Here is a 24,451-nt window from a genome sequence, read left to right on the forward strand (position 1 = left end):
TGCAACGCAATGAAGAGACAATGGACAACAACAGGTTTCGTAGCTGCAACCGTTCTTCTAATTCAGCAGTCAATAGGACTAGCTGCCTCTACAGCAACTGTCCCGCACCAATCTTTGCATCTACGAGTAGTTGTCAACAGCAATCAAGATGGCCCTGTACAGCCGAATGAGGGGCTGACGCTGCGTGAGGCAATTGAGGTTGTAAACGGTACATTGTCCATTGACCAACTCAGTAACTTTGAAAAAGCCCAAGTCGAGCTGCTCAGTGCTGAGTCCCGATCACGGTTGGAATTTAACTTACCTACAACACAAACCACTATCCACCTGGTTAAGGAACTGCCTGCCCTAGCGAGTCCAGGTTTAATAGTCGATGGCACAACGCAGCCAGGTTATGCCAATACAGTTGCAATCCCAGAGCTTGCAACTCCAGCCCCTGTCGTGGCAATTACACCTGCTGAACAGGCAGAAGTGTTCCGAGGCCTCACTGTTGTTGCAGATGGCATAACTATTCGCGGTTTGAGTCTCTATGGTTTCACCGCAAGGCACCGCTCAACTGAAGTCACACCACCAGCCGACATCTTCATCTCCCATCAGCTGCCACCACCTGACACTAGTCAACAGCAGCCTCCAGGCGCTGATTTTCCGTTCCGTGGTCGCGACATTGCGCCAAAAGACGTTGTGGTTGAGAACAATTGGTTAGGCGTCAGTCCTGATGGCCGTTCCCCTTCTGTGCCCTCTGCTTTCGGCGTTTCGATTTTTAATAGTTCAGGAACAACCATCCAACGCAACCAGATTGCTAACCATACTGGCAGTGGCATTATCACTTCAGTTCAGGCAGAAAATCTCCAGATCTCAAACAATGTCATTGCTAACAATGGTCTTGCTGGAATGCCTGATGCCATTCGTTTAGAGGGAAATATCCGTAATACTCAGATCACGTCTAATTTGATCCAGAACAACAGTGGCAGTGCTATTTTCCTGTTTAAACCAGAAGGATCAGTTCAAATTCGAGACAATACAATTACCTTTAATGGACGACGTTTGAATCGGGCAGCGATTTATTTAATGGGCAACGAGCATGAGGTGCTCAACAACCGTATCTCTGATCAAATAGGACCTGGCATCGTTGCTGCTGCCTACCCTCAAACTCATGGCAACCGCATACAGGGAAACCAATTCTCTCGCCTCTCAGGGCTCAGCATTGATCTCGTTTCTCAATATAGTGCTAGCTCTCGGGATTATCAGCAAGGAGATGGCCCCAATCCATTGACTAGTAGCTATCAGCAACGTCGTCAGACAGCAAATCTTGGTATTGAACCGCCACAGTTTATTAGCCCAGAGTTTTTTCTGAGCCAGCAGGATGACAGTCTCGCGTTAAGAGGTTCTGCAAGTCCAGGCTCACAGGTTGAAATTTATCGGGTTGGTGAGGGTGGCGCTCAAGGACCTTTGACTCAACCGCTTGCCACCGCGGAGGTGAGTGATAAAGGAGAATTCGCTATTACGCTGACAATGCTTAAGGCAGGGGACAGAATTAGCGCAACGGCGACTGCTCCTAGGCTGGGGACCTCGGAACCTGCCCCCAACGCTGTTGTACGGTCACTAGGCGTAAACTAGTGGCACCAAATTGCCCATAATGATGCTATTGGTAGTGGTGCAACTGAGCTGCTCTCTAGTCACGCTAGTTATTGGCTAACCAAAACTCTAGCTGAATAAGGCTTTAGGCTGAGGGTCAAGCAGTTGTCTCTCAGCTCAACGGTTTGCTTTTCCAAGTATTCCTGCCAATGGTTGACGGCAGGAAGATCAGAAAGCTGATAGTCCTCAAGAGCTTGATCACTAAAATTAGCTACTACTACTACACTTGAACCTTGTTCATCCCAGCGAATATAGCCTAGTACCTTAGTTTCGAGATCTTCGTGGAAGAATTCAATGTTTTCAGTTTGTAAGGCTGGATGGTGTTTGCGTAACTCGATCAAGCGTTGATAGTACTTGAACAAATCACGGTTGGGTTCTTGATCCAGTAGAGGCCATTGTATTTTGTTCGGCTCAGTTGTGGTTTCAGTCTTGCGCTTATACTCGCCGAACTCATCTCCCATCCAAATCATGGGCACGCCCATCGAGGTCAGCAACAGTACCGCGCCTAGCTTAGCTCGCTGAAAAGCTGCTTCATCGAAGATGCCATGCTCACCCAATTCTCTCAAAGTGTGCTCGCGATCGTGACTGGCCAGGTAATTGACTACATTGGTCAGACTACCGTAACCTTGCCTTCTCGCATCCAACGCTTCCTTGAGCTTATCTAGGTCGAACTTGCCTCCAGCAATGTGGTCAATAGTAAAGATACGGAAACTCTCATGCCAGCAGCCGTCCATTGGCCCTTCCGCACAGCAGGTAATGCAGATATCTTCAGGAATATGCTCGGCGATATTGTAGAACGGCTTGCCGGAAGCTGCATTTTTGGCTTCCTGGCCAATCCAATGCAAGAAATCGTAGTTGCCTAACTGCCGCACGGCATCGTAACGAATGCCGTCAACGTGATACTCCTCAATCCAGAAGCGAACAACATCGCCAATAAACTTCCAGGCTGGTTTGATGCTCAGAGTTTCATCATGGTATTCATAGTTGAATTCAGGGCCCCAATAGTTAGCCGGATCTTCCGGATAATGATGCCCGTGATAATACCAGTAGTCACGATCAATGAATATTAATGGGCTTTCTTCATCTGAGTGATTGTAAATGCCGTCAAGAAAGACGCGCATTCCCCGAGCATGGCATTCATCAATAAACTGCTTTAAGTCTTCCGGAGGACCATAGCTGGATTCAGGCGCAAAAAAGTAGCGTACCAAGTAACCCCAACGGTAGTCGCCTGTGTACTCGGTAACCGGCATGAGTTCAATGCCGTTGACCCCTAATTCTTGTAAGTAATCTAATTTCTCAATAGCATGCTTGAACTGACCTCGTGGTTGCCCATCAGCTTCACCACCCGAGAAATCAGCAATATGCATTTCATAGATAACTAGTTCAGCATTACTGGGTAAGGGTTTGTCATCGTGTTGCCAGACATAGGTATCAATGACTCGATGCCCTTCTTTAACACGAGCCACAGAACGCTGAGTGTCATGGTCAATCTCGGTAGCATAGGGATCGTTAACATCGACCCATTGATCCGGTTCCAAGAACCAGCTTTTGCTTTGTACACGGAATTGGTATTGATAAATGCCATCGTCAAGCTGAACCTGAGTTCGAAAGTAGCCATCTTGGGCTTTGCTCATTGGAATTGGTTGCCAGCCAGAGAAGGTTCCAATAACGGTAGCTTGTTGATTACGGGGAGCAAATAATTTAAACTCGACTGACCCGGACATCGCACTCCTTTGACTCAGGATTCACAGGATAATATATGTGTACTACCAAGATACATTTATGCTTTTATTCGCTCGTCTGCCGAGAGGACGAGTTAATTTTCTCACTTGGTGAACAGCCTGAAGATTCAACCTTTGAGTATTTAAAAAGAGCCGCTGGTTACACGTTTCTTGAAGCTGAACTTAGCTGAGACCCAATAAGAATGAGTGAAACCCGTTTCCTTTTGATGGCACAATAGAACAGTGCAAGGCAATGGTTGAAACCCAAAGGTTTAGAATAACCAAGCTATTTTTTTCGAGGTAAGATTCAGCAGTACACGTTGAAGGTCATCCAACACTTCCAAGTGCGCCCAAAGCGAGAACAGCTGTTAAACTGACCCGCTTCTATCTATGGAGTGAATTTGCTGACAAGGGGCCTGGCAACTAAGAGCACAGGATAATGCTACGCTCCTTAAACTTTGTTGCTAATCAGTCACGGGAAGGATGAAACTGCCTGTCCAGACGTACTTTTATAAGGATTACATCACAATTGTCGCCAATGGTTGCAGTGAGCAGCTTTGAAAACAGGGCTCTTATTCTAGAGAAGGTGAACAACCAGTACAGGGTGGAGCCAAGTTAGCTCTTCGCAGTGAACGAAAGAAAAGCAGGAGCTGTAGGACTGTGCGAAGCAGAACTGTGCGAAGCAGTTTTAGGAAGAAGCAGTCCTCAAATTCTTCGGCAAAAATGAGCGGGATTCAGGAGTAACGCCCCTTGGTGTTGCATCAAAAATAGCCGTGACGCAGATGTCATTTTTAAATTCGATAAATACTTGGAGAGTTAACGGTGGACAACCAAAATCAGGGACAACTGGTTATTATTGGTGGGGCAGAAGATAAGGAAGGCGAGTGCACTATCTTAAGAGAGTTTCTGAGGCGTGCTGGTGGTACACAAGCTCGAATTGTGATCATGACAGTGGCAACAGAACTCCCACAAGAAGTTGGTGATAAATACACTCGAATATTCGAGCGATTTGGAGCGGAGGAAGTCCGAGTAGTAGATACGGCTGATCGCAAAGATGCTAGTGCCCCTAGCTACTTAGAAGCAATTGAAAAAGCTACCGGTGTGTTTTTTACAGGGGGAAATCAAGCCCGGATTACAGAGACCTTGAAAGATACTGAACTCGATGCTTTACTCCACAAACGCTACGCCGAAGGTTTGGTAGTGGGAGGAACCAGTGCAGGGGCAGCGATGATGCCAGACATGATGATTGTTGAGGGCGAACCTGGCACGAATCCCCGAGTTGAAGTCGCAAAAATGGACCGAGGCATGGGTTTCTTACCTGGCGTCGTCATTGATCAACATTTTGCTCAACGGGGACGACTAGGGCGTTTATTGTCTGCTGTGTCTCAGCAGCCTGTTGTCCTCGGTTTTGGCATTGATGAGAACACAGCAATCATTGTCAAGGGGAATGAAGTTGAGGTAGTTGGAGCAGGGGCTGTAACGGTTGTGGACGTTGCAGACATTATGCACACCAACGTGGACGAATCGTTGAAAGATGAAGCTTTAGCCCTATGTGGAGTAAAGCTACATATCCTTCCCCACGGTTACCACTTTGACTTGAGTAAGCGAGTCGCGCTTGTCTAGTCCTTTCTAAACCTCTGGTGCTCTAATGAGAAGAGAAAATTCTGGTGAGCCTAGACCTGTAGTTTCGCCTAGCCTTTACTCTCTAGCTGTGATTCAAGAGGAAGTGTATCAGCTTGTACGAGAGGGGATTGTTAACCGACATCAGCCGATCTACGTCCTCTCTCAGTACATTTCAAAACAGGATTGGATCTGGATCGAGCGTGAGCTAGAGGCACGAAGCTTTGTGCTAAAAGACCATATTAGTGAGCTTCTAAGTAATGAAGTCTGGGAGAATGACTAAAGTTCTTAGCCATATGGGGCTTAGCTATATGAGTTTAGTTAACACAGTGATAGTCTTCGAAGGTTGAGGCTCAATGACTAATAGCCCAACCTCTAAACTCAAGCAGATTATTGCAATAGGAGGTGTGTCTCTGGAGCCCAGTGGCCTCTTGGAGACCTACCTGCTCGCACAAACGAACAAGGCAAATCCCAAAGTTTGTTTTGTGCCTACAGCAAGTGGAGAGTCCCAGGAATACATCGACCGCTTTTATACGTCATTTTCGCAGCTGTCCTGCACGGCCTCTCACCTGTCGTTGTTTAAGCTACCAACCGCTGATCTCAGATCTTTCATTCTTGAAAAAGACCTAATTTATGTGGGAGGGGGAAACACTAAAAGTCTGCTGGCTCTCTGGAGAGAGTGGCACCTAGATAGCATTCTCCGAGAAGCTTGGGAGGCAGGCGTGGTTCTTGCTGGTTGGAGTGCAGGCTCCATTTGCTGGTTCGAGCAGGGCGTTACAGACTCCATTCCTGAGCGTCTAAGTGTACTGCGGTGTTTAGGCTTTCTGAAGGGTAGTAATTGCCCTCACTATGATGCAGAGCCAGAAAGAAGGCCCTCCTATCAGAAATTCTTGAGGGAGGATTCCATCAGCGAGGGATATGCTGCGGATAATGAGGCCGTTCTACATTTTGTGGGAGAAAAGTTGGTAAGAGTTATAAGTTCTCTCCCTCAAGCGAAGGCTTACAGACTTGAAAAGATGGGTGAGACTGTCCAGGAGACTCAGCTGGAGTCTGTCTACTTAGGATTTCTTCAGAAAAGCTCTTAAAATTCTAAGTGCTCGAATCTCAGCTGTAATCGCTTCAAAACGCTCAGCTTGGTGAGTGCCTAGAGCAAGTTGTAGCCTTGGCTGGCAAATAAAAGTGCCGTTGCCCTACCAATGCCCTGGGAAGCATCTGTGACCAGCACCATATCAGTCATAACATTTTGCGAGTGTGATCTTGCTCGACTAAGCTCTCTAATAGAAGTTGAGAAAGCTGCTAATTCTCATCAGACTTTAAATTTTGGCAGAAAAAGGAGGTCATCTGCACTGTGAAACCACTACTTAAGCTGAGAGTTAATCAAAAGAAATCTGGAAAGGGCCAACAGAGAGCGAAGTTGATTTTGCTGCTTCTTTGACAGCTTCTTTAACCGTAGGCATATCGATTAACTGGCAAGCCTGGGGTGAGGTTAGCTCAATGGGTCCAGGTTCTTTGCCGCCTTCAGAAGTGACAACGAGTAGACGAAATTGATAAAGATCGTCTCGATTAAAAGGTCGCAGAGCCAGGTCTAATTCGGATTGTGGTTCAGCGAATGTCAATGGCTTGAGTTGCTTGACTAGATGTTGCCGATCTGGTGTTTGCCCCTCAATGTAAATGGCGACGTCACCAGAGGATAAAGTGATTCCCAATTCGTATTCACCAAAATCCTGTCTGCTCTGGTTAGCGATTTGCACCTGAACAACATGCAAGTCCTCGTATTTATAGTCTCTTCTGCCATCGGAGACAGTAATTTGAGAGCGGAGGCAAGATGCACCAAAGGTATCTTCAAAGCTTGGGAAATTGTCTACTCTTCGACCAATTCGGGGCTTGCGATTGCGATAGGCAGAAATCGCGGCATAAATTAGAGCCCCTATGCCCCCACTGATTGTGAGGGCGAGGGCGACAAGAGCTATCGTAAACCAGTGGAGATCAGGCATTTCTGGGCAGGCATTTCTAAGTGGGTATTTTAAGCAGGCATTTTTAGACAGAAGGCTCTTAGAGGCTCAACTTAACGACATCAAGTTAACGAGGTAACGGATTAGGAGTTAACGAGATGAGGTGAGAAGGACCTCTGGGTCATCATCCAGCGAAAGTAGAAACTGAATCACATCACTTTGCTCTTGAGGAGTGAAGTCTGCGTCGGTATCAATCCAGTAGGCATGGCCCTGACCATCCACATTTGACCGTTGCAAATCAGGGTTGGCTCGGTTAACAGCAACCATCGCTTGCCGCAGGTTCCGGTCGAGCAAGACGCGCAGACTGGCCTCAGGATCGGGTCCAATATTGCGCATTAGCGTACCCGCCATTCCCAGCTGGTCGGCATTAGCTACGGTGAAAGGTTCACTCTCACTCGCTTGCTCAAGCGCTTCTGGCCCTGCTGCTACGCCTCCATCGTGAAGATAAGGGGCTGTGACAGCCAAGCCAATTAAACTGGGCACCTTGTAGCCACCCCCTAGCTTATTAACACCATAGGCGAGCCGCTGCTCAGATAGGGGAGTAATATCCGTAGGCACATCGAGCACCAGTGCATTGTCGGGCACAGGAACTGGCATGTTGCTGGCATAGGTTTGGGGCTTGGTGAAGATGCGGGTGAACGCTGCCAGAGTTGGAGCGCGTGAGGGTTGAGTTCCCACTTCGGCTTGCGCAACCACCGCATGGTTAGTGAAGTAGCGTCCACTGTGACAGGTCGCACACCCAGCTCGATCAAAGGCTTTAGCTCCTCGCTGGAGCACTTCTAGGTTTTCGCTGTTTGGGTAAGGGGGCGGGGCCAGTGTGTTTTGCCAGGCTGACATGCCATTGAGTTGCTCAGCAACCGGTAAGCCTGGGGTGTTAGCCATCAGGCCATCCAACATGAATACCGAACCCTTGGGATAACCGGGCATCTTAATTGTTTGGTTAATGCCGGGTGCCCCTGGTGTAGGGTCAATTTGCTCAAAAAATTCAGATGGTTTTGCACCCTCTGGCAATCGGAAGGACGGGTCGGCTGCGTTTTGCAGAATCACTCCTAAATAAGTTTCTTTATCAATGCCTAACAGCGGCAGACTCCCATCGGCGCCCGTTGTTGCGTCTGAATTGGTGGCATGAACGTTGTTATTCAAGGTCGTCAAGCCATGAAACCACCCTACCGAAGAGAAGCCGCTCCAACCGTAGGGCCAGGCTTCATAGGTGTAGGAAGATGGATTTTGGGAGGGATTATTAACAAGGGTCCCAGTGGAATCAAAGTTGCCTGGTGGCCAACTCAGCAATGCGGCATCAACAGCATCTTCCAAAGCTTTAGCATCCGGTAGACGGGTTTCTTGTCCATCTGCTTTGATATAAGAATGTTCCCCTGGCGGAATTTGGGTAGGATTGACATCTGTTTGCCGAAACATTGCCGCTGAGTTGGAGGCAAACGCCAGCACTAATCCCGTATTGACATCAGTGTTAGGAGCACCCTCTAGAATTCGCCCTGTTTTAGCGTTGACAGTGGCATGGCAGAGGGCACAGGTAATGCCAGCCCGAACCTTACCATCGGCAATTTTGACTCGCATGCCTAGCGGTAAGAGTGAGCCTTTGGGCACATCAATGCCAGTGTTGAGCAGTGTGCCTGCCTTGAAATTACGGCCCCCAATTGTGACATCTTGATCCAAGGGGATCTGCAAGTTGGTGGTAGGTTTGCCGCGTAGTGACAGAATTGCCTTGGTCATGGTGACCAGATTAATCGGTCCATCCAAGGCACCGACTACATCTGTTTGAAAGATTTCGTTGCCAAAGGTTTCCTCGTAAAAAGCCTTGCGCCCGAGCTGGATCAGGTCCTTGGTAACGGCAACGGCTCCATTCTCAGGGGCTAACCTTTCGCGTCCTGCCTCAGTCTCTAAAAGGCGGTTTGCTTCGTCAGGATCAACGACATAACCTAAGACATCGTAAGAACCAAGCATCTCTGGTGCAGGCTTGGTTATGGGTGTGTAGGTGTTGTTGATGTTTGGCGTAGCTGGAAGCGCGATTTCAACTCGGTAAGCGAAAAATCCAATTACAAAGATCAATAAACCGAGTAGGGAAATTACACGTAGTGACTTGGATAAACCTTTCATTGCAGATTGGTGCCTTGCTTCCTGCTAGACTGCCTCATGCTTTAGCAGAGCCCCTGATTCAGCTGGTTTCAACAAGGTACCCGTAAACCTCTTGCTCAGCTTCTACCAGCTGAAGGAGGCGGTGCGAACCTATTTTGTGATGGTGACTACGGGAAACAGTCTTTAGATAGAAGTCAAGCAGGGATGCAACTGCTGATTTGGCATAATTTGAGAGTGATTATGAGCAAAGCCTACTGAAAAACACTGGGCGCAAAGACCTAATGAACTAGGATCCGCTTAAACGTTCCTAAGTTCTGAAAACCACTGAACTCGAAAATTTGGTTGAAAACAGTTACTTCAAGCGAGCTTACATTGAGGTAAGGTGCACCTAAGTTAAATTTGGAGAGAACTAAGCCCTCTAAACACCTCACTTCTCGCCCTCAGCGAGAGCACCAACCTGAGGAGCTACCTGGGCCGGTGAAGAAGATGTATCAGAAGGAGCTGTCTGCTTCTGTGCTTGATTCACGCCCCAAGAGGAATAGGCCAACACTCCCATAACCGCCAGCCTCACTAAGCCCATCATCGCACCTGCAATAAAAGCATTTCGGCCTAGCTTATTTTTATGAGGGCTTTTTTGTGACTGATCTTCTTGGTCTAGGGTCGCAGAGGTAACACCCTTATCGTTTAGTTGTAGGGTCATATTAATCCCTAAAGGTTTGTGGCTTCGATAGGTGACGATCTCAGGTCGTGTCAAAAGCTAAGGCTAGAATCCAAGTTTTATGAGCAGCTGATCAGTGGCAAAAATTAAACCAATACCGATCAGGACGATCAGGAATAGGCCAAGCATGGTTACACCCTTGCAAAAACTGGTGGCTTTTGAATAGAACCGTCTGAAATTTAAGGTGTCTCTAATTGCTCTTTAACTGAGGTGGATTAATTCAAACAGCTTCAGAACTAATTATTTCAGTTGTAGGCTTTGATATTGAGAAGTATCTCTATCTGGGGTTTTGGTTTTAGGCTAGCCTCGTACCTCGAGGGAAGTAAGCTGTACTCTGTGTGCTTTGCACAATATTGAGATTACGAAGTTCTGTTATGGTTGTCTCGGCATAACGGGATTCAATCTCTGCTCAACTAGGTATTAAAACCTAGGTTTTCAGCCTATGCTGAAGCGGTTGCTGCTGAAGAACTTGCTCGATGAATTGCTGCATCCGTTGGTAATGAGAACCCTGCCAGTAGATTTGGTCGCAACGGGGGCAGAGGCGAAAGTCCTCATAGTCCTGTCTAGTTTGAGGTGGTAACCGCTCCAGGATGCTGTCCTTAGCAACCAGTTCTAATTCGCTGTTGCAACTCAGACATCGCCGGAACGGCATAATCGCTCCAAACAGATTAAAGCGTCGTAGAACTTCAACTAACTGCTCTTGAGGATCAGTAGAGCGAACGCAATAACCGTGATTGACTATACTGCGTTTTAGCAAGCCCCGGTCCCGGCTCAGTAGAATCCGCTCCTCATTACAGGAGAGGCGAGCTAAGTCCTCGTCTTGGCCATCGTTCCAGTACAACACATCAAATCCCAGCATCCGCAGGTAGGTTGCTAGGCGACCAAGATTGATATCTAGGACAAAGCGAGCTTGAGGCAGAGGTTGGGGTTGCACTCGGCTAACTGGTTCAATATCAATAGTCGTAAAGGCCGGGTAGATACTAAGCCAGTCTCCGTCTTGTACTGAATAGTAGAAGTCGGTTGATTCACCATTGACCAGAATGAGGTTGACCTCTGGATGAGGGACACCTAGCGACTCAATTAAATCTTTGACTGACTCATGGCCTCTGAAGCAATGACTGAACCTCGCCTGTCTTCGCTCAGGAGCCAGAAAGTCATTGAGTTCAGCATAAAAGCGAAAGTGGGCTTTCCTCATAAACAAATGACCACCTGCAAAATCGAATGTGAACTTAACGAGAATTTCAGAAGCAAACTTTCAAGAAAATATGAGCAAGAAAAAACGGTGTTTAACTTCAAAAATATCCCAATCGAGCCGAACTACGAATCTCAATAAAATTCATGTCGAATTGTTGACGCGGCTCAAGATTTGTGTTCTCCGATTTCACACTCCTATAATGTCTTGATCAGTCAATATCTTCTGAACAAACGTGAACATCACCGTGATTGTCTTGCTAGTGCTTGGTCTTGTGCTTCTTGTCGTAGGAGCAGAAGCTCTCGTGCGAGGTGCCTCGCGTCTGGCAGCCATCATCGGGATCTCGCCGCTGATTATTGGCCTCACCATCGTTGCCTACGGCACCAGCGCCCCTGAGATGGCAGTGAGTGTGCAATCCAGTCTGGCAGGTCAGGCCGACATCTCCCTGGGCAATGTAGTAGGCAGTAATATCTTCAACGTTTTGTTTATTCTTGGCGTTTCCGCTCTCATTACCCCTTTAGCCGTCTCTCGACAACTGATTCGCCTGGATGTACCGATCATGATTGGCACATCTATCCTGCTATTGCTTTTGGGATTTGATGGCAAAATCAGCAGGCTCGATGGCGTGTTGCTCTTCATAGGGGGAGTCAGTTACACCGCTTTTCTGATTTATCAAAGTCGCAAAGAAAAAAGCAATATGACTGAGGATGAGTTTGCTCAGGAGTATGGCAACTCAGGTCGTATGTCTGCGCAACAGTGGCTGCTCAACGGTGCCTTAATCGTTGTTGGTCTGGCTTTGCTAGTCCTGGGCTCTCGTTGGCTAGTGGACGGAGCCGTTACCATCGCTCAAGCAGCCGGTATCAGTGAACTAGTCATTGGTCTCACCATTATTGCTGCGGGCACTTCATTACCGGAAGTTGCTACCTCGGTAATTGCCAGTATGCGGGGTGAACGAGATATTGCAGTAGGCAATGTGGTAGGCAGCAACATTTTCAATATTCTGGTGGTGCTGGGCCTCTCTAGTATGATTGCTCCTGATGGCATCCAAGTCTCAGCGGCTGCCTTACGATTTGACATTCCCGTGATGATTGCTGTGGCGATTGCCTGTTTGCCCATCTTCTTCACTGGCTGCATCATCACTCGTCGCGAGGGTGCCCTCTTTCTCGGCTACTACGTTGCCTACACCGTGTATCTGATTCTAGACTCGACTCAACACGAAACCCTGCCTATTTTCAGTGGTGCCCTGATGCTTTTTGTCATTCCTATCACCACTATCACTCTAGCTTTGCTCACTTTACGTTCGCTGCGGGCAAGGCGTAGTTAATGACAACTAACCACATCAGTAACTAGAAAAAACAGGAGATGATTGTGAGGGAGGAATCAATTTTCGCCTGAGAGAATGAGCCTATCGCTGATTCTTGGGTACCTATCAAGGTCGGCTACTCTCTCCAATAAAAGGCCGAAAAGATGGAGCTTAAGCTTGCAAGCAGCTTATCAACTGGCCCGCCATCGCCACTAGAGCATCCAGCTCCACAGGCTTAACAATATAGAAGTCGAAGCCTGCTGCTTGGGCATCCTCGGCATCTTGAACACCCAAAGGGTCTACAGCACGAATCTGTGCGGTTACCGCTACTGCGGGGATTTGCAACCCGCGTGAGCGTACCTCACGTATGAAGCTATAACCATCCATCTCGGGCATAACGATGTCACAGAGCAGGGCGTTGGGGCTGAAGGTATGTATAGCTTTAAGGGCCTCTTCCGCCGAATGCTGGACTTGGACAGTGGCACCGAACAACTCAAGAATGGAACGATACAACATACAGGAGTCTTGGTCATCGTCGACGACTAGCACCCGCAAACCGCTCAAATTCATGACTTCTTGCTCAACGAGCGACATCTCTTTGGCATGAGCTGGAAAACTCAAGTTTCAAGGCTCCAAGTTTCAGTGTCCCAGGTTTCAGTGTCACAGGTTTTAATGCCCTGGAGCTTAAGGCTCTAGATTTTAATGCCCTGAGTTTTAATGCCCTGAGTTTTAAGGTAAGTATCAAGGCTACCCCGGTTGCCCTCGCCTGAGCTGCCCTTAGAATATGACTATTCGTCACGTTTGTCGATAGCATCATAAGCATGAACCGCTTGCTCTCTTCGTCAGCCGCCTTGCGTTGTCCACCCCGGCAGGCTCGCAGCCAGCAACGGCTCCAACAGATTCTAGATGCTGCTTTGGCGGTTCTCAGTGAGGTTGGCTACGAGGGTATGACGACTGAGGCAATTGCTCTCCGGGCTGGCACCTCTAAGGGGTCGGTGTACCGCTTCTTTCCAGACCGCGCTGCTGTTTTCGCGGCCCTCACCGAACGCTGGGCCGCCCACATGCGTCAACTATTTGCTACAGCTGTTGGGCCAGATGCGGCGCAGATGCCGCTAGCAGAGTTTGTTACTCGCACGATTGATGTTTTGGATCGTTTCTACACTTCACAGCCTGAATATCAGGCTATACCCATTCAAGTTCGCCTCTCCCCAGAATTGCAGGGCATATACAGTGAGCTGAACCGAGAGTTGGCCCAACAGCTAGCGGCTTTCTTTGCGCTGCGTCAGGCCGATTTACCTTTGACTAAACGAACATTAATGGCGCAAGTGAGTGTAGAAATGGTCAGTGCTGTGCAATTACTCTCCTTCACGCAAGAGCCAGTCATTCAGCAGGAGATGGTCAATGAAATTAAAAGTGCAATATTTAACTACTTAAAACCCCATTTTGAACCTGAATTAACTTGAAAAGGTTTTAAGTTAACGTCTAGAACTAACGTCTTGAATTAATATTATGGAGTTTTGCCTTGCTGCTGTAAGGCGCTGTTGAACTGCTCACCGACGTAGGTCAAAGAATCTTTCAAATGTTTGTGGAAGTAGTTCCAACCGAAGTCGGGGCCAGAAAGGCCATGTCCTCCTGGGAAGGCATAGAAAACATTGGCAACGTTCAGTTGACCCAGCGCTTGGTGAAAGGCTTAAGTAGAAGCGAGCAAGTCAGTATCGCTCTTGCCTGCATCCAGGTAGACGTGAATGCGCTTGAGCTCTGATGCAGGCAACTGTTGGACAAAGTCTTCAGGGCTATTCTGCGGACCAAACGGCTGCTGATCAGTGAAGGCTACGGGCCTAATCTGCCGGTCACAGGCTATTTCGGTGATGAAACGGCAGCTGCTGTTGAAAATTTTCAGCAAGCTGCGGGTTTAGCCCAAGACGGTGTTGTCGGTCCTGATACCTGGCAAGCGCTGATTGTGCCTACAGTAGCCAACTAGGACCCCAATTAGATCTGTAATAGTGAGGGAACTTCAATCCATGCATTGAGGTTTCCTCATTGTCTAGATCGAAGAAAACTTTGCTCAATTCTCATGCCAAGATAGCTTTAGCTCGAATCCTAACGGCCAGCCAGCCAATGAACAATAGAGCTAACAGATTTGATGGCTCGGGCACAGTTTTGACACTTGCCTGATTGGAGTTCACTTCTACAATCGTTAGCCGAGTCGCGCTAGCAAAACTACGTTGCAGAGAGCCTTTTACCGATGCCCCAGCAGATTCTTGCTTACTGCCAAAAGACTGTTGGAAGGACGGCGAGCCTAAGTCAAAAGTAATGTTTTGGCTTTTCTCAAAATTCAGAAAATCCCCAGCCCCAAAGGTTACCAGTTGACCAGAGATCACAAGAAAGTCTAATAGAGTTGGCTGAGCACTATTCGTACTATCAAATACCAAGAGAGAGAGACTACCCGTAGCCCTAGCATGCTCAGATTGTGGGTTGTCTGTTGAGGTTGCCAGTGCCAGGGAACCCGCGAAGTTGAAAGAGAAAGATTGGCCTGCTTCTGTTAAGAAATCTCCCACAACTTGCGCTCGGCTCTGCGCTAGCCCTAAGTAGTTACTGCCGTCGCCGGTGACTTGGCTTAGGGATGTATTAGACGCCAGAGCTGGGAGATTGCTAAACAACGCGTCTGCTTGGGCTGAAGCATCGACAGTACCTGATGGTGCAATTGCTAGCGAGTTTACATCTGTGAAGGTTCTGACTGCGTTGGAGTTCTGATTAAAGTTATCAAGCTTAAATATCCCTTGGGAAGAAGCCAGGGTAGCAGCTTGGCTGGGTGAAGTAATGAAGAGGCCAAGCACAGAAGCTGTCAGCAGACTTAGGCGTCTGGCCGCCCTTTGACTGGGTATTGCAGAACCACAGGTAGTGTTCATGTTTGAAGGTAATCTGCGACTGGTTTCGAAGTAATTCTTTGACTGAGAAGCACCAACTGAGAACTGAGAATCAACTGATAATTTAGAACCGCAAAATTTCCCGCTCGTAATTTTCAGGTGTGGGCTCTACTTCCCAAACCAGTGACTCGCCGGGTTCGAGGGCGACCTCAACGTAGAGTTGTTCTACAGCCTTAGTTGCAGTGGTTTCGTTATTCTCGAAGCCTTGCAAATCTTCGGTGAGCAACCTCAATTTGAAGCCGCTAGGAATGCGACCACCTAATGATGAGGCTCGCAGTTCGAAGCGCCAAGCTTGTACTGAATCGCCTTGCAGAACGCTGAGCTCGTAGGGTTCACCTGCAATCACCAAAGAGCGAGATAGAACGGTGAGGGGAGTGGCCTGTGCGGCTCCCCGCGATCCTAGGGGGTTGGCTTGCAGTTCCGCTCGTCCCCACCCAGACAATTCAGCCAGTTCTGAGACGCCAGCCTGTAGCCACTGCAGAATTGACCATTGCTCCTGTAGTCCTTGGCGACGTTCGTGTAGGCGCTGTCTCCAACCACCGTGAGCGATCAAAGCACCCCAAAGGGTAAAGGGCACAGCTAAACGGGGCAGGGCAAGCGATGGGTTCCCCAATCGCTGTAATAAATTTTCAGCCTGCGCCAAGGGCAGAACAGGTAGCGGTGCAATCGCCGCTCTCGTAACTTCCTCTGGGCAGCGCTGGCGGGCTATCAACAGCACATTCAAGTCCGCGATTAGGGCATCTGCATCCAGGCTGTAGGTGCGATCAGCCGCGTCATAGTTTCCTAAAGTTTTCAATTGGTGATGGGTCGTGTATCCCCGCACTTGCATCCAGCCATCATCAGGGCTGACTGAACAGAAGAGGTAGTAGTCCGCTGCCCACTCGGGAATATCCACCCACTCCTGGGGCACACGCAGCTCGCTCATATCAATGCTTTCGCTGGGAATCAGCACCAGTCGCTCACCAGAGGGATGGGCAGAGGGAGCCTGAACGAATGGCAGCACCCTGCTTGCACTGAGTGTAATTGCTGTGCCAGTTGTGAATTGCCAGATGCTCGCTAGGGCTCTTGAACCTGGCCAGACCGTCGCTTCAGGGACCTGCTCCTGTAGCCAGGGCAGGAAAGCGTTTAAGCAAAGGCTGTTGATATAAGCGTTCCATCGATCCGAGGCGGCAGAGAGGCGCTGACTCTGCTGCCAAGCCTGCTCTTGCAGATCATCGGGGAGTTCCAATCCCAATTGGCTGGGATCGGCAAGTTCTAGTAAGGCTGGGTCAGAAGTCATGTCAAATCCTCTCTTGGCGTTTGAAGGGCAGGTTGGCGGTAGTAAACCTTCAACCATTCCTCCAGGGCTACACCGACATCTTTAATGAGGTCGGAAGTTAGAGGAGTATGCAGGGCACCCTGGCTCCACTGAACGAGCGTATCGAGTAGGAACTGCCGGTGCTTGGTGAGCTGGCGAGAAATTGTGTACTGTTTGACGTCTAGCTGAGCGGCGATCTGTTGCTGGGTAAATTCCTGGCTGTAGTAGAGCTGAAGTAGTCTTTGCGCCTGGGGTTCAAGGCGACCCATCGCTTCAATCAAAACGCCAGTCATGTCAGCTCGCTGAGCTTGACGATGTTGCTCCTCTTCCTCAGCAATTTGAGCATCCAGACCTGAGATGACTGCTGGGTCGTTAGGTAAATTGTCGAGAAGTTCGCCTGAATTTAAGGAGTTAGGGGCATTGAGAGCGCTCACCTCAGGCGACATATACTGCCGTGCAGCTCTGGCACAGGCTTTGAGCCATTGTTCAAGCGTTTGGGCGGTCGGCAGAGGTTCGGACGACGGTAGCTGCTCGTGACGTTGTTCCCGGTAGAGCGCGGCGATGGCCTCCCACACCGAGTCATCGGGCCGTGTCAGTTTGCGAGTGGCATTTGTGCGAGTTGGCGCGTAAACCGCATTGAAACAGCTCCAGGCCAGAAGATGGTAGGCAACTAGGGATGGTGCCAAGCCAGCATTTTGCAGAGACTCTACAAGCTTTTTCTTACTCAGCTTGCGTAGCAAAGCCCAATCAGTGCAGATATCAACTTCTTGGCGCTGGCGCAGGAGCTCTCGGATAGCACTGCCGAAGACAGCACTAGCGTAATTTTTCAGGGTCGCCCCCTGGCTGAGGTTAACTCCCTCTAAAACCTTGTCTATCTTACCAATGGCGATTTGAAAGCAGTCCGATAAAGCATATTGGTTACTCGATAGGTTGGTAGCAATTTTGCGGGCAGCCCAATAACAGGTTTCTTGCAAATATGCAGATAGATGCGCTTTAGCCAGATCAGCCGCTTGAGCGCGAGGTTGCTCACTCAAGGCATCAGATATTTCAGCTTGCCAAGTCTTATGCCAGTAAAGGGCCCAAAAGTCCTCAGACTTTCTCGTTAGCTCAAGCTGCTCCAAACAGTTCTTCATGCTACGACGCAGTTTGGCATCACTGACCCAAGTGCTGAAGCTGTCAGCATCAAACTGCACAAAGGTCGAAAAAATCTCAAGGATGCTTTGACGAGAGCGCATGACAAATTGCTAAGTTTGAAGACTGGATCTAGGTGGACCTCCAAGGATCCTCATGGAGATCCAGGTTACCTGGAGTTTACGAACAGAGCCCAGTTCTTTAGAAAATCGCCTAAAGTCTTGACTGCTGCCGTTAAGACGGCAATATACAAATGGTCAGAATTCCAATTTGTCTCGTCAGGTGACTAGCCTTTGTAATTTATGATACAGCGTGTGGTATGTAAAGTCTTAGGCTAGTGGGATTTGCTAAGTGCAGAGGCGAAGCCAATAGGTTGTATGATAGCTCTCTTAAGAAGTACAATCCGCACAGGGAATTAATCTGTGGATTATGTACTCCCTCCAGCTCCTCATGGCTCCGTTGGCTCTTCGTCTCTTGCTTAACAGTAGCCGGCTGCATAACCTGCTCAACCGCAACCTCTATATCAGTGGTGTGCTAATGCCGTACTCAAGAGTGCGAACTTTTTTGAAGGACTAGATCCATGTTAAAAATATTGAAGGACGCTAAGCTTGGCACCAAGTTTAATTTGTTCTTAATGACTGTCTTTATTGGTGGCATCTTAGTCAGCGGGATTGCCCTGTCAAGAGTACTAGAGCAGGCCGCCCAGCAGGAGATGACCTCTAGAGCCCTCCTGCTGATCCAAAGCATGAACTCGGTCAGAACTTACACCAGTGAGCACATCAATCCACTCTTGGCACCGAGAGTAGAAACTGAACCGACGTTCACGCCAGAAACAGTGCCGGCCTATGCTGCCACCGAAGTTTTTGAGGATCTGCGCAAAAACAGCGATTACAGCAACTTCTTTTATAAAGAAGCGACTCTCAACCCGACCAACCTGCGAGATAAGGCAGATGACTTTGAAGCTAAATTGGTAGAGCGTTTTCGTAGCGAGCCAGGACTCAAAGAACTGTCTGGTTTCCGTAGCCTCCCCGGCACAGAATCTTTTTACATTGCCCGTCCGCTAGCGATTACCAAAGAGAGCTGCTTGCAGTGTCACTCGACACCAGAGGCTGCTCCTAAGAGCCAGATTACGACTTATGGTACCGAGAATGGTTTTGGCTGGAAGCTCAATGAGATTGTTGCTGCCCAAGTTATCTCGGTTCCGTCTGGCGAAATCCTAAACAATGCTCAGCGGTCTCTTTCCCTGGTTATGGGGATTTTGATTGCGATCTTTACCATCGTCATTCTTCTGATCAACCTCTTGCTGAGGCGAACGATTATCCGCAGGATCAGACGCATGAGCAAGGTTGCGCATGAGGTCAGCACTGGCAAAATGGATATCGACTTCGTAGACGATACCAACGACGAAATTGGGGCCTTATCTAAGGCATTCGGGCGCATGAAGTCTAGCTATGAGATAGCGATGAAATTCATTAATCAGTAGAGAATTCCGAGGAAATCAGTAGGTTACCGGCTTGTTGAAGCAAATCTCCAAGCCTAAGCGATTCAACCAGAAATTCAGAAGAGAAGCTGCCGACGAAACTCAGCCCTACTAGCCTCAGGAATTTCTGCCATTAAGGTCTCTACCAGCTCCGTTGAGGAGATTTGAGGCTTAGACTTCAGAGCTCTCCGGACTAGAAAAGTTGCGATTGGCCCCACAAGCTCAGCCAAAGCTTGCTCACACTGGTTAATGAAATCCTTGCTGGCCTGATTATTGAAGCTTGATAATTGCTGGGTTGCTTCCCGGATACTCAGCTGCTGCGATCTGGACTGAGCTTGAGGCTGGGCTTTGGGCTCTAAAAATAGAGATGTTGCTCGCTGTTGGAATTCTCGTTGCTGGTCGGGACGGAGATGCATCACTAAGCTGTCCACCACTTCCTGAAGACCAGGAGCCTTTGCCGAAACTTGTCGCAGCACAGTGGGCGCGATTGGCCCGACTAGGTCAGTAAAAATTTGCTCGAGCTGCGAATATTGTTGTGCGGAAAGCTCCGAATGAGACTGCGGCTCTACTGAACTTAAGACAGGCGGAACCGAACCCCGGTCGGCTTCAGCAGGTAAGAATAGATCCGTTTCTGACCCCATTGGCAAGGGCTGAGACGCCTCCTGCTGGACAAAAGCCGAAGAAAGGTTAGGAGAAGCACGAACTAACGGCCGGAGCACTTCTAGAACTTCTGCCGCCGTTTGATAGCGGTCTTTAAAGTAGAAATGCACCATCCTGGTGATCACCGCTGCAAGCTCAGCGCTGACTTCAGCTTGGTGCTGCCAGAGAATCTCGCCAGTCTGAGCATCCTTCTCGAAGCGGGTGGGGTGCAACCCTATGAGGGCCTGAATCGCGATCATGCCCAAAGCATAGATATCGCTATTGGAACGGGGCATGCCATAGGCCTGTTCATTCGGCATATAGCCAGGTGTGCCAATGGCAACGGTCAAACTGTTCTGCCCCGGCGCTGTGAGTTGGGTCTGGATTTGCTTAACTGCCCCGAAATCAATCAAGACTAATTTGCTATCTTGTTGCCGTCTAAGAACGTTGGTCGGCTTGATATCTCGGTGGATCATGCCGTGGCCATGCACAAACCCCAGAACGCTCAAAACCTCGTACAACAGGTGAGTAACCTGGCCTTCGGTCCAGCGCTGACCGCGTTTTAACTCTGCTTGCAGAGAATGGCCTTGAATGAATTCCTGCACCAGGTAAAACTCCTGGTTTTCCTCCAAGTAGGCCAGCAACCGAGGGATCTGATCATGACTACCCAGTTGTTCTAAAACGGTTGCTTCACTGATAAAAAGACGCCGAGCTGTTTGCAAGAACGCTGGGTCGTTACTAGCAGGTTTGAGATGTTTGACGACACAAATCGGACGACCGGGACGGCGAATATCTTCAGCAAGATAAGTTTGACCAAAGCCACCCTCACTCAAGACTTGGGTGATCTGATAACGTCCGTCTAGTAACTCTCCTTGCATAGTGCAATTCGCCTACAGCGCCCTGCTGAGTATCTTGCAGCCAAACCTGAATCCTGGAGCACCTGAATCCTGAAATTTGTTTACCTCCAAGTAAGGTTCAAGCAATCAGGCGCTGACGAAATTCGGATGCCTTTTGAGGTTCAGAAATCGCCGTGACCAAAGACTCCACTAACTCGATCTGGGAAAGGCGAGGATTAGTTTGCAGAACCTTCCGAACCAGAAAAGTCGCAATTGGTCCCACAAGCTCTGCCAGCTCTCGTTCGCATTGATGAACGAAGCCTTCAGAGATTGCTTGACCGCTTAGGGTTTGTGAGGCATGTAACCTTGAGTCCTGAGTTTTCAGACCGGTTGTTTTTGAAGCGGTCGAACTAGAGTGATCTGAGCGGGTCTGCGGTCGAATGGCACTGTTCTCTAGCAACGAAGTTGCCCACCACTCAAACTCGATTCGTCGCTTCGCAGGTAGGTAAGGCAACAAATTCTCAACTAGTTCTTTGGGGTTGGGAGCCCGAGCTGAGCCTTGACGCAATAGGGTGGGAGCAATCGGCCCGACCAAGTCTGCCAGTTCTTGCTCCAGGCTGGAGTATTGCTCTGGTGAAAGAGACCAACTAACTTGGGACTGTGACCTGGCTGGAGTGGAGGCCAGACCAGAAGACCCAGAAGGCTTTACTGCTTCCGAACTGTTGAGTTCTGACTTTGGGCCGGACAAGACTTCTATTAGACCTTGGTTTCCCGACAAGTAGGCGTGGAGCGTGATCTGCGTTTCGGCCAGATGGGTTTTGAGTTGGGCAATCCATTCGGCAGCTAGAAGCCCAGTTTGTCGCTTCCCAATCACTAGGGTTTGTAAAAGGGCTTGGGCGAACTGGTCTGGTTCTGTGGCTGGAGCAGCGGCAGCAATTAAACATTGTCCCTGCTCAGGCCCCTGTTTCAGGTCTTCTACCCAGTCAGCGAGGGTAGTGGCTCCAGGACAGTCCAGGATGAGGATCTGCTGGGTCATGTCTGAGCGGCGTAGTTGTTGCCTCAACCAAGAGCGACTGATTTTCACGCCTTCGCTCAGGACAAGCCAGGCTTCGCCATTCTCGGTTTCCTCGATCTCGCCGCGTAGGTACAGTAATGCGGTTGCTGTCTTCTTGGTGGTAGTAAAGCTGGTAAATAGTTCGGTTTCAGAGGAACTTTGCCAATGCAGGCAAGTGTGAATCGCTCGTTGAGGTTCTGCCTCTGACTTCGCCGGGGGGCACCAGTAGCCCAAATCGAAGCCGCCAATGCCAGCCAGTACTTTGCTCAGGGCGATGGCTTTCTGGTTGTCCGTTGATCCCTGCACCACCAGAGCTTGTCGGGGATGCTGGGGCCTCGTTTTGTCTGGCTTTAGGCCGAGAACCAGTTCGCCAATCCCTTCAACGATCCGTTTTGGCGTTTGTTGCGAGTATTCGGGATAGAAGTCATTTTTCCCCTGACTCCGTTTTTGCTGATTGATCAGCCGAACCTGCTGGTTCGTCTTATCGATGTATTGCAGGGTTTGCTGGTAGACGTATTTGTAGAGGCCGTCTGCATCGATTACGCCTTGAGCATCTGCGGCTTCGCCCCTGAGTCCACGCATCAGGTAGTAGGTAAAGACGCCGTGGCCTAGCTCAGGAAATTCCCAAGAGCGCTGCCCTTGATCGCAGGATAGTAAAGCATAAAACCCTTTGCTGCGAGCTGCCCGTTGCCGCAGGACATGCACAAGCGTAGGGGTTGGGTCAGGACGAGTCAGCACGGGAGCTGCCTCACCTCTAGCACCCCTCATGGTCATGTCGCCGCTGTGGCAGGCATCTAGCCAAACCAACTGCGCATGGGCTTCGCATTGGTCTAGAGTCTGTAATAAGCCTTGAACCGGTAATCCCGTGCCGACGAGGTTGCTCTTGTCAGTATCAGATAAGCAGAGAACGGACTGTTGGCTCTCAGCATCCAGCACCCCATGCCCGGAGAAGTAGAACAGGACAGTATCCTGCGCCTTGGCTTCTGCTACCACTCGCCTCAGGCTAGCTCGAACTGTTGCTAGCTTGGGAAGCTGTTCGGAAAAATCGTGGTGAGCAATGGTTTCTTTGTTAGGAAATGCCCTGGTTGCCTCAGCCAACGCCTTGCCTAGCCCCTGACAATCTGGAGCGGAGTAGCACAAGGCGGGCAGGCTGTTGTCCTGGTATTGGTTGACCCCTACCAGCAGAACCCAGAGTTTGGCCTCACCGGTTTCTAGGGCTTGTGTAGAGCAACTGGTTCTAAGACTAATAGGCATTAGAGTGATCTGAAACGAGAAAAGTTCAGACGAACCAATTAAAAGGGATTTAAAAGAGATGTCTCGAAATATACCAGCCGTGGTAAGTAGCGTTCAAAAGCCTTTTCTTCTGCTACCTCTATTGTTTGTTCAAATCTCCCTATCTGTTGCAGTACCTCGAACCAGTCTATGTTTGAACCGATACATTTAACTTGCTCGGCGCCATTATTATATATCCAGTAGCAGAACCGGGTACAAATATCCGAATCTGAGAATGCTGAGTCTTTACCCTAAGAACTGTAAATGTTGGCTTGGGCTGTAACGGTGGCAACACTCAGGTAATTACATCAGGGAACTGAGGTTTGCAACTCCCCTAGTTGGATCACCTGAACGGGTGATTCTCGGTGATGTATAACTCCTCACTACTGGTTTAGCGAATTTGTATTGTTTTCGTAACACTTAAACGAATACTAAGCTCAATCCTCAAAAAAAGCATTCCCTCACCGTTACGGCGAGGGCTGCATTGAGAGCTGTATTTAGGAAGCTAGGCTTACCTACCTTGGCTTAGACTCCGATTGCCGTGGAAACCGAGGCGGCGGTACCAGCGTCAACACCAACTGCTGATGCTCCAATAGCTTGGCTGAAGTTATCGCTGCCGGTCAGAACTAGGAAGTCGCCATCAGCGAAGGCTTGAGAGTCAGCGAAGGCTGCAGCAGCGCCACCGGCAACACCTTCAAGTTCAGCATCAGACAGTTCAATGTTTTGGGCTTGGCTCAGTTCTGTGTTCATTGGATTGCTCCTAGTAGTGAGTAAGTGAGTAAGTGAGACGAGTGAGGTTAACTAAAGCAGAGATAGAAGCTCTGTTCTAACTTAAGCGCCGATAGAGGTAGAGTTACCTTTAGAACCAGCAGCATTGACGCCATCAGCTGAGATAGCAAAGGTTTCGTTGTTAACGTCAGTCGCAGCTACGAATTGACCGAAGGCGAAAGCATCGCCAGTTGCATTACCGAGAGCGACGCCGCCAGCAACGCCTTCGAGTTCGGCATCAGACAGTTCAACACTTTGGGCTTGGCTCAGTTCTGTGTTCATTGGATTGCTCCTAGTAGTGAGTAAGTGAGTGAGATGGGTGAGGTTATCTGAAGCAGAGTATTTTAACCGCTTCACTTTCTACAGAGGATTGACTCCTGCTGTTTATGCAGCTTGGTTTAAGCAGCGATGGAGGTAGAGCTACCTTTAGAACCAGCAGCATTGACGCCACCAGCTGAGATAGCGAAGGTTTCGTTGTTAACGTCAGTGGCCGCTACAAATTGACCGAAGGCGAAAGCATCACCGGTTGCATTACCGAGAGCGACGCCGCCAGCAACGCCTTCGAGTTCAGCATCAGACAGTTCAACGCTTTGGGCTTGGCTCAGTTCAGTGTTCATTGGATTGCTCCTAGTAGTGGGTAAGTGAGTGAGGTTATCTGAAGCAGAGTGTTTTAACCGCTTCACTTTCTACAGAGGATTGACTCTTGCCGTTTATGCAGCTTGGCTTAAGCAGCGATGGAGGTAGAGCTACCTTTA

General features: G+C 49.1%; 23 protein-coding genes. 9 read left to right on the plus strand and 14 right to left on the minus strand.

The genetic code is table 11. The annotated features are described in order from the left end of the window. Positions 1-9 precede the first annotated feature (9 nt). Positions 10-1,614, plus strand: a complete 1,605-nt coding sequence (locus H6F94_RS09200; RefSeq protein ID WP_190801946.1) for a right-handed parallel beta-helix repeat-containing protein — start codon at positions 10-12, stop codon at positions 1,612-1,614. Positions 1,615-1,682: 68 nt separating this feature from the next. Here H6F94_RS09200 and H6F94_RS09205 read toward each other — a convergent pair whose 3' ends face one another. Then, positions 1,683-3,356 carry an alpha-amylase family glycosyl hydrolase gene (locus tag H6F94_RS09205; RefSeq protein WP_190801947.1) on the minus strand — a complete coding sequence of 558 codons (1,674 nt, stop codon included), beginning with the start codon at positions 3,354-3,356 and terminating at the stop codon, positions 1,683-1,685. An 819-nt stretch (positions 3,357-4,175) separates the two neighbouring features. On the opposite strand from H6F94_RS09205, the gene H6F94_RS09210 reads away from it, so the two are divergent. From H6F94_RS09210 to H6F94_RS09220, 3 genes are all read left to right on the plus strand, one after another. Further along, positions 4,176-4,976: a cyanophycinase gene (locus tag H6F94_RS09210; RefSeq protein WP_190801948.1), complete on the plus strand. Its 801-nt coding sequence runs from the start codon at positions 4,176-4,178 to the stop codon at positions 4,974-4,976. Between the two features lie 25 nt (positions 4,977-5,001). After that, positions 5,002-5,256 carry a DUF4327 family protein gene (locus H6F94_RS09215; RefSeq protein WP_190801949.1) on the plus strand — a complete coding sequence of 85 codons (255 nt, stop codon included), beginning with the start codon at positions 5,002-5,004 and terminating at the stop codon, positions 5,254-5,256. Between the two features lie 124 nt (positions 5,257-5,380). Then, complete coding sequence (locus tag H6F94_RS09220) at positions 5,381-6,058, plus strand: Type 1 glutamine amidotransferase-like domain-containing protein (RefSeq protein ID WP_313949253.1); 678 nt, start codon at positions 5,381-5,383, stop codon at positions 6,056-6,058. A 288-nt stretch (positions 6,059-6,346) separates the two neighbouring features. Here H6F94_RS09220 and H6F94_RS09225 read toward each other — a convergent pair whose 3' ends face one another. From H6F94_RS09225 to H6F94_RS09240, 4 genes are all read right to left on the minus strand, one after another. Further along, positions 6,347-6,967 carry a hypothetical protein gene (locus tag H6F94_RS09225; protein WP_190801951.1) on the minus strand — a complete coding sequence of 207 codons (621 nt, stop codon included), beginning with the start codon at positions 6,965-6,967 and terminating at the stop codon, positions 6,347-6,349. Positions 6,968-7,075: 108 nt separating this feature from the next. After that, a complete protein-coding gene (locus tag H6F94_RS09230; protein WP_190801952.1) occupies positions 7,076-9,100 on the minus strand; it encodes a hypothetical protein in 2,025 nt (674 codons plus the stop codon). 406 nt (positions 9,101-9,506) lie between these two features. After that, the gene (locus H6F94_RS09235) at positions 9,507-9,833 is read right to left on the minus strand and encodes a hypothetical protein (protein WP_190801953.1); all 327 of its coding nucleotides are present in this window, start codon (positions 9,831-9,833) and stop codon (positions 9,507-9,509) included. Positions 9,834-10,224: 391 nt separating this feature from the next. Beyond that, positions 10,225-10,992: a Mut7-C RNAse domain-containing protein gene (locus H6F94_RS09240; protein WP_190801954.1), complete on the minus strand. Its 768-nt coding sequence runs from the start codon at positions 10,990-10,992 to the stop codon at positions 10,225-10,227. A gap of 232 nt (positions 10,993-11,224) precedes the next feature. Between H6F94_RS09240 and H6F94_RS09245 the strand changes: the two genes are divergently transcribed. Then, complete coding sequence (locus H6F94_RS09245) at positions 11,225-12,313, plus strand: calcium/sodium antiporter (protein ID WP_190801955.1); 1,089 nt, start codon at positions 11,225-11,227, stop codon at positions 12,311-12,313. Between the two features lie 150 nt (positions 12,314-12,463). Here the strand turns inward: H6F94_RS09245 and H6F94_RS09250 are convergent, their stop codons facing one another. Then, positions 12,464-12,913, minus strand: a complete 450-nt coding sequence (locus H6F94_RS09250; protein WP_199320310.1) for a response regulator — start codon at positions 12,911-12,913, stop codon at positions 12,464-12,466. A 200-nt stretch (positions 12,914-13,113) separates the two neighbouring features. Here H6F94_RS09250 and H6F94_RS09255 point away from each other — a divergent pair, with 200 nt between their 5' ends. The 3 genes from H6F94_RS09255 (at position 13,114) to H6F94_RS09265 (ending at position 14,273) form a co-directional block, all read left to right on the plus strand. After that, the gene (locus tag H6F94_RS09255; RefSeq protein WP_190801956.1) at positions 13,114-13,755 is read left to right on the plus strand and encodes a TetR/AcrR family transcriptional regulator; all 642 of its coding nucleotides are present in this window, start codon (positions 13,114-13,116) and stop codon (positions 13,753-13,755) included. 161 nt (positions 13,756-13,916) lie between these two features. Continuing rightward, positions 13,917-14,054 (plus strand): hypothetical protein, encoded by a 138-nt coding sequence (locus tag H6F94_RS09260; RefSeq protein WP_190801957.1) that lies wholly within the window; start codon positions 13,917-13,919, stop codon positions 14,052-14,054. 12 nt (positions 14,055-14,066) lie between these two features. Further along, positions 14,067-14,273, plus strand: coding sequence for a peptidoglycan-binding domain-containing protein (locus H6F94_RS09265; protein WP_199320311.1), 207 nt, complete (start codon positions 14,067-14,069; stop codon positions 14,271-14,273). A gap of 91 nt (positions 14,274-14,364) precedes the next feature. Here the strand turns inward: H6F94_RS09265 and H6F94_RS09270 are convergent, their stop codons facing one another. The 3 genes from H6F94_RS09270 to H6F94_RS09280 form a co-directional block, all read right to left on the minus strand. Beyond that, positions 14,365-15,129, minus strand: coding sequence for a hypothetical protein (locus H6F94_RS09270; protein ID WP_190801958.1), 765 nt, complete (start codon positions 15,127-15,129; stop codon positions 14,365-14,367). Positions 15,130-15,283: 154 nt separating this feature from the next. Next, positions 15,284-16,498, minus strand: coding sequence for a DUF1822 family protein (locus H6F94_RS09275; protein WP_190801959.1), 1,215 nt, complete (start codon positions 16,496-16,498; stop codon positions 15,284-15,286). After that, positions 16,495-17,751, minus strand: coding sequence for a sigma-70 family RNA polymerase sigma factor (locus tag H6F94_RS09280; RefSeq protein WP_190801960.1), 1,257 nt, complete (start codon positions 17,749-17,751; stop codon positions 16,495-16,497). The genes H6F94_RS09275 and H6F94_RS09280 overlap by 4 nt, the downstream gene beginning before the upstream one ends. A gap of 476 nt (positions 17,752-18,227) precedes the next feature. Here H6F94_RS09280 and H6F94_RS09285 point away from each other — a divergent pair, with 476 nt between their 5' ends. After that, positions 18,228-19,130, plus strand: a complete 903-nt coding sequence (locus tag H6F94_RS09285) for a Tll0287-like and HAMP domain-containing protein (RefSeq protein WP_199320312.1) — start codon at positions 18,228-18,230, stop codon at positions 19,128-19,130. A gap of 74 nt (positions 19,131-19,204) precedes the next feature. Here the strand turns inward: H6F94_RS09285 and H6F94_RS09290 are convergent, their stop codons facing one another. The 5 genes from H6F94_RS09290 to H6F94_RS09310 form a co-directional block, all read right to left on the minus strand. Further along, entirely contained in the window at positions 19,205-20,644 is a 1,440-nt protein-coding gene (locus tag H6F94_RS09290; protein ID WP_190801961.1) for a serine/threonine-protein kinase, read from the minus strand. 97 nt (positions 20,645-20,741) lie between these two features. Beyond that, complete coding sequence (locus H6F94_RS09295; protein WP_190801962.1) at positions 20,742-22,910, minus strand: caspase family protein; 2,169 nt, start codon at positions 22,908-22,910, stop codon at positions 20,742-20,744. 543 nt (positions 22,911-23,453) lie between these two features. After that, the gene (locus tag H6F94_RS09300) at positions 23,454-23,678 is read right to left on the minus strand and encodes a hypothetical protein (RefSeq protein ID WP_190801963.1); all 225 of its coding nucleotides are present in this window, start codon (positions 23,676-23,678) and stop codon (positions 23,454-23,456) included. Positions 23,679-23,759: 81 nt separating this feature from the next. Next, complete coding sequence (locus H6F94_RS09305) at positions 23,760-23,978, minus strand: hypothetical protein (RefSeq protein ID WP_190801964.1); 219 nt, start codon at positions 23,976-23,978, stop codon at positions 23,760-23,762. Positions 23,979-24,094: 116 nt separating this feature from the next. Further along, positions 24,095-24,313 carry a hypothetical protein gene (locus H6F94_RS09310; RefSeq protein WP_190801965.1) on the minus strand — a complete coding sequence of 73 codons (219 nt, stop codon included), beginning with the start codon at positions 24,311-24,313 and terminating at the stop codon, positions 24,095-24,097. Positions 24,314-24,451 lie beyond the last annotated feature (138 nt).

The sequence above is a fragment of the Leptolyngbya sp. FACHB-261 genome, from assembly GCF_014696065.1.
GTDB lineage: Bacteria > Cyanobacteriota > Cyanobacteriia > FACHB-261 > FACHB-261 > FACHB-261.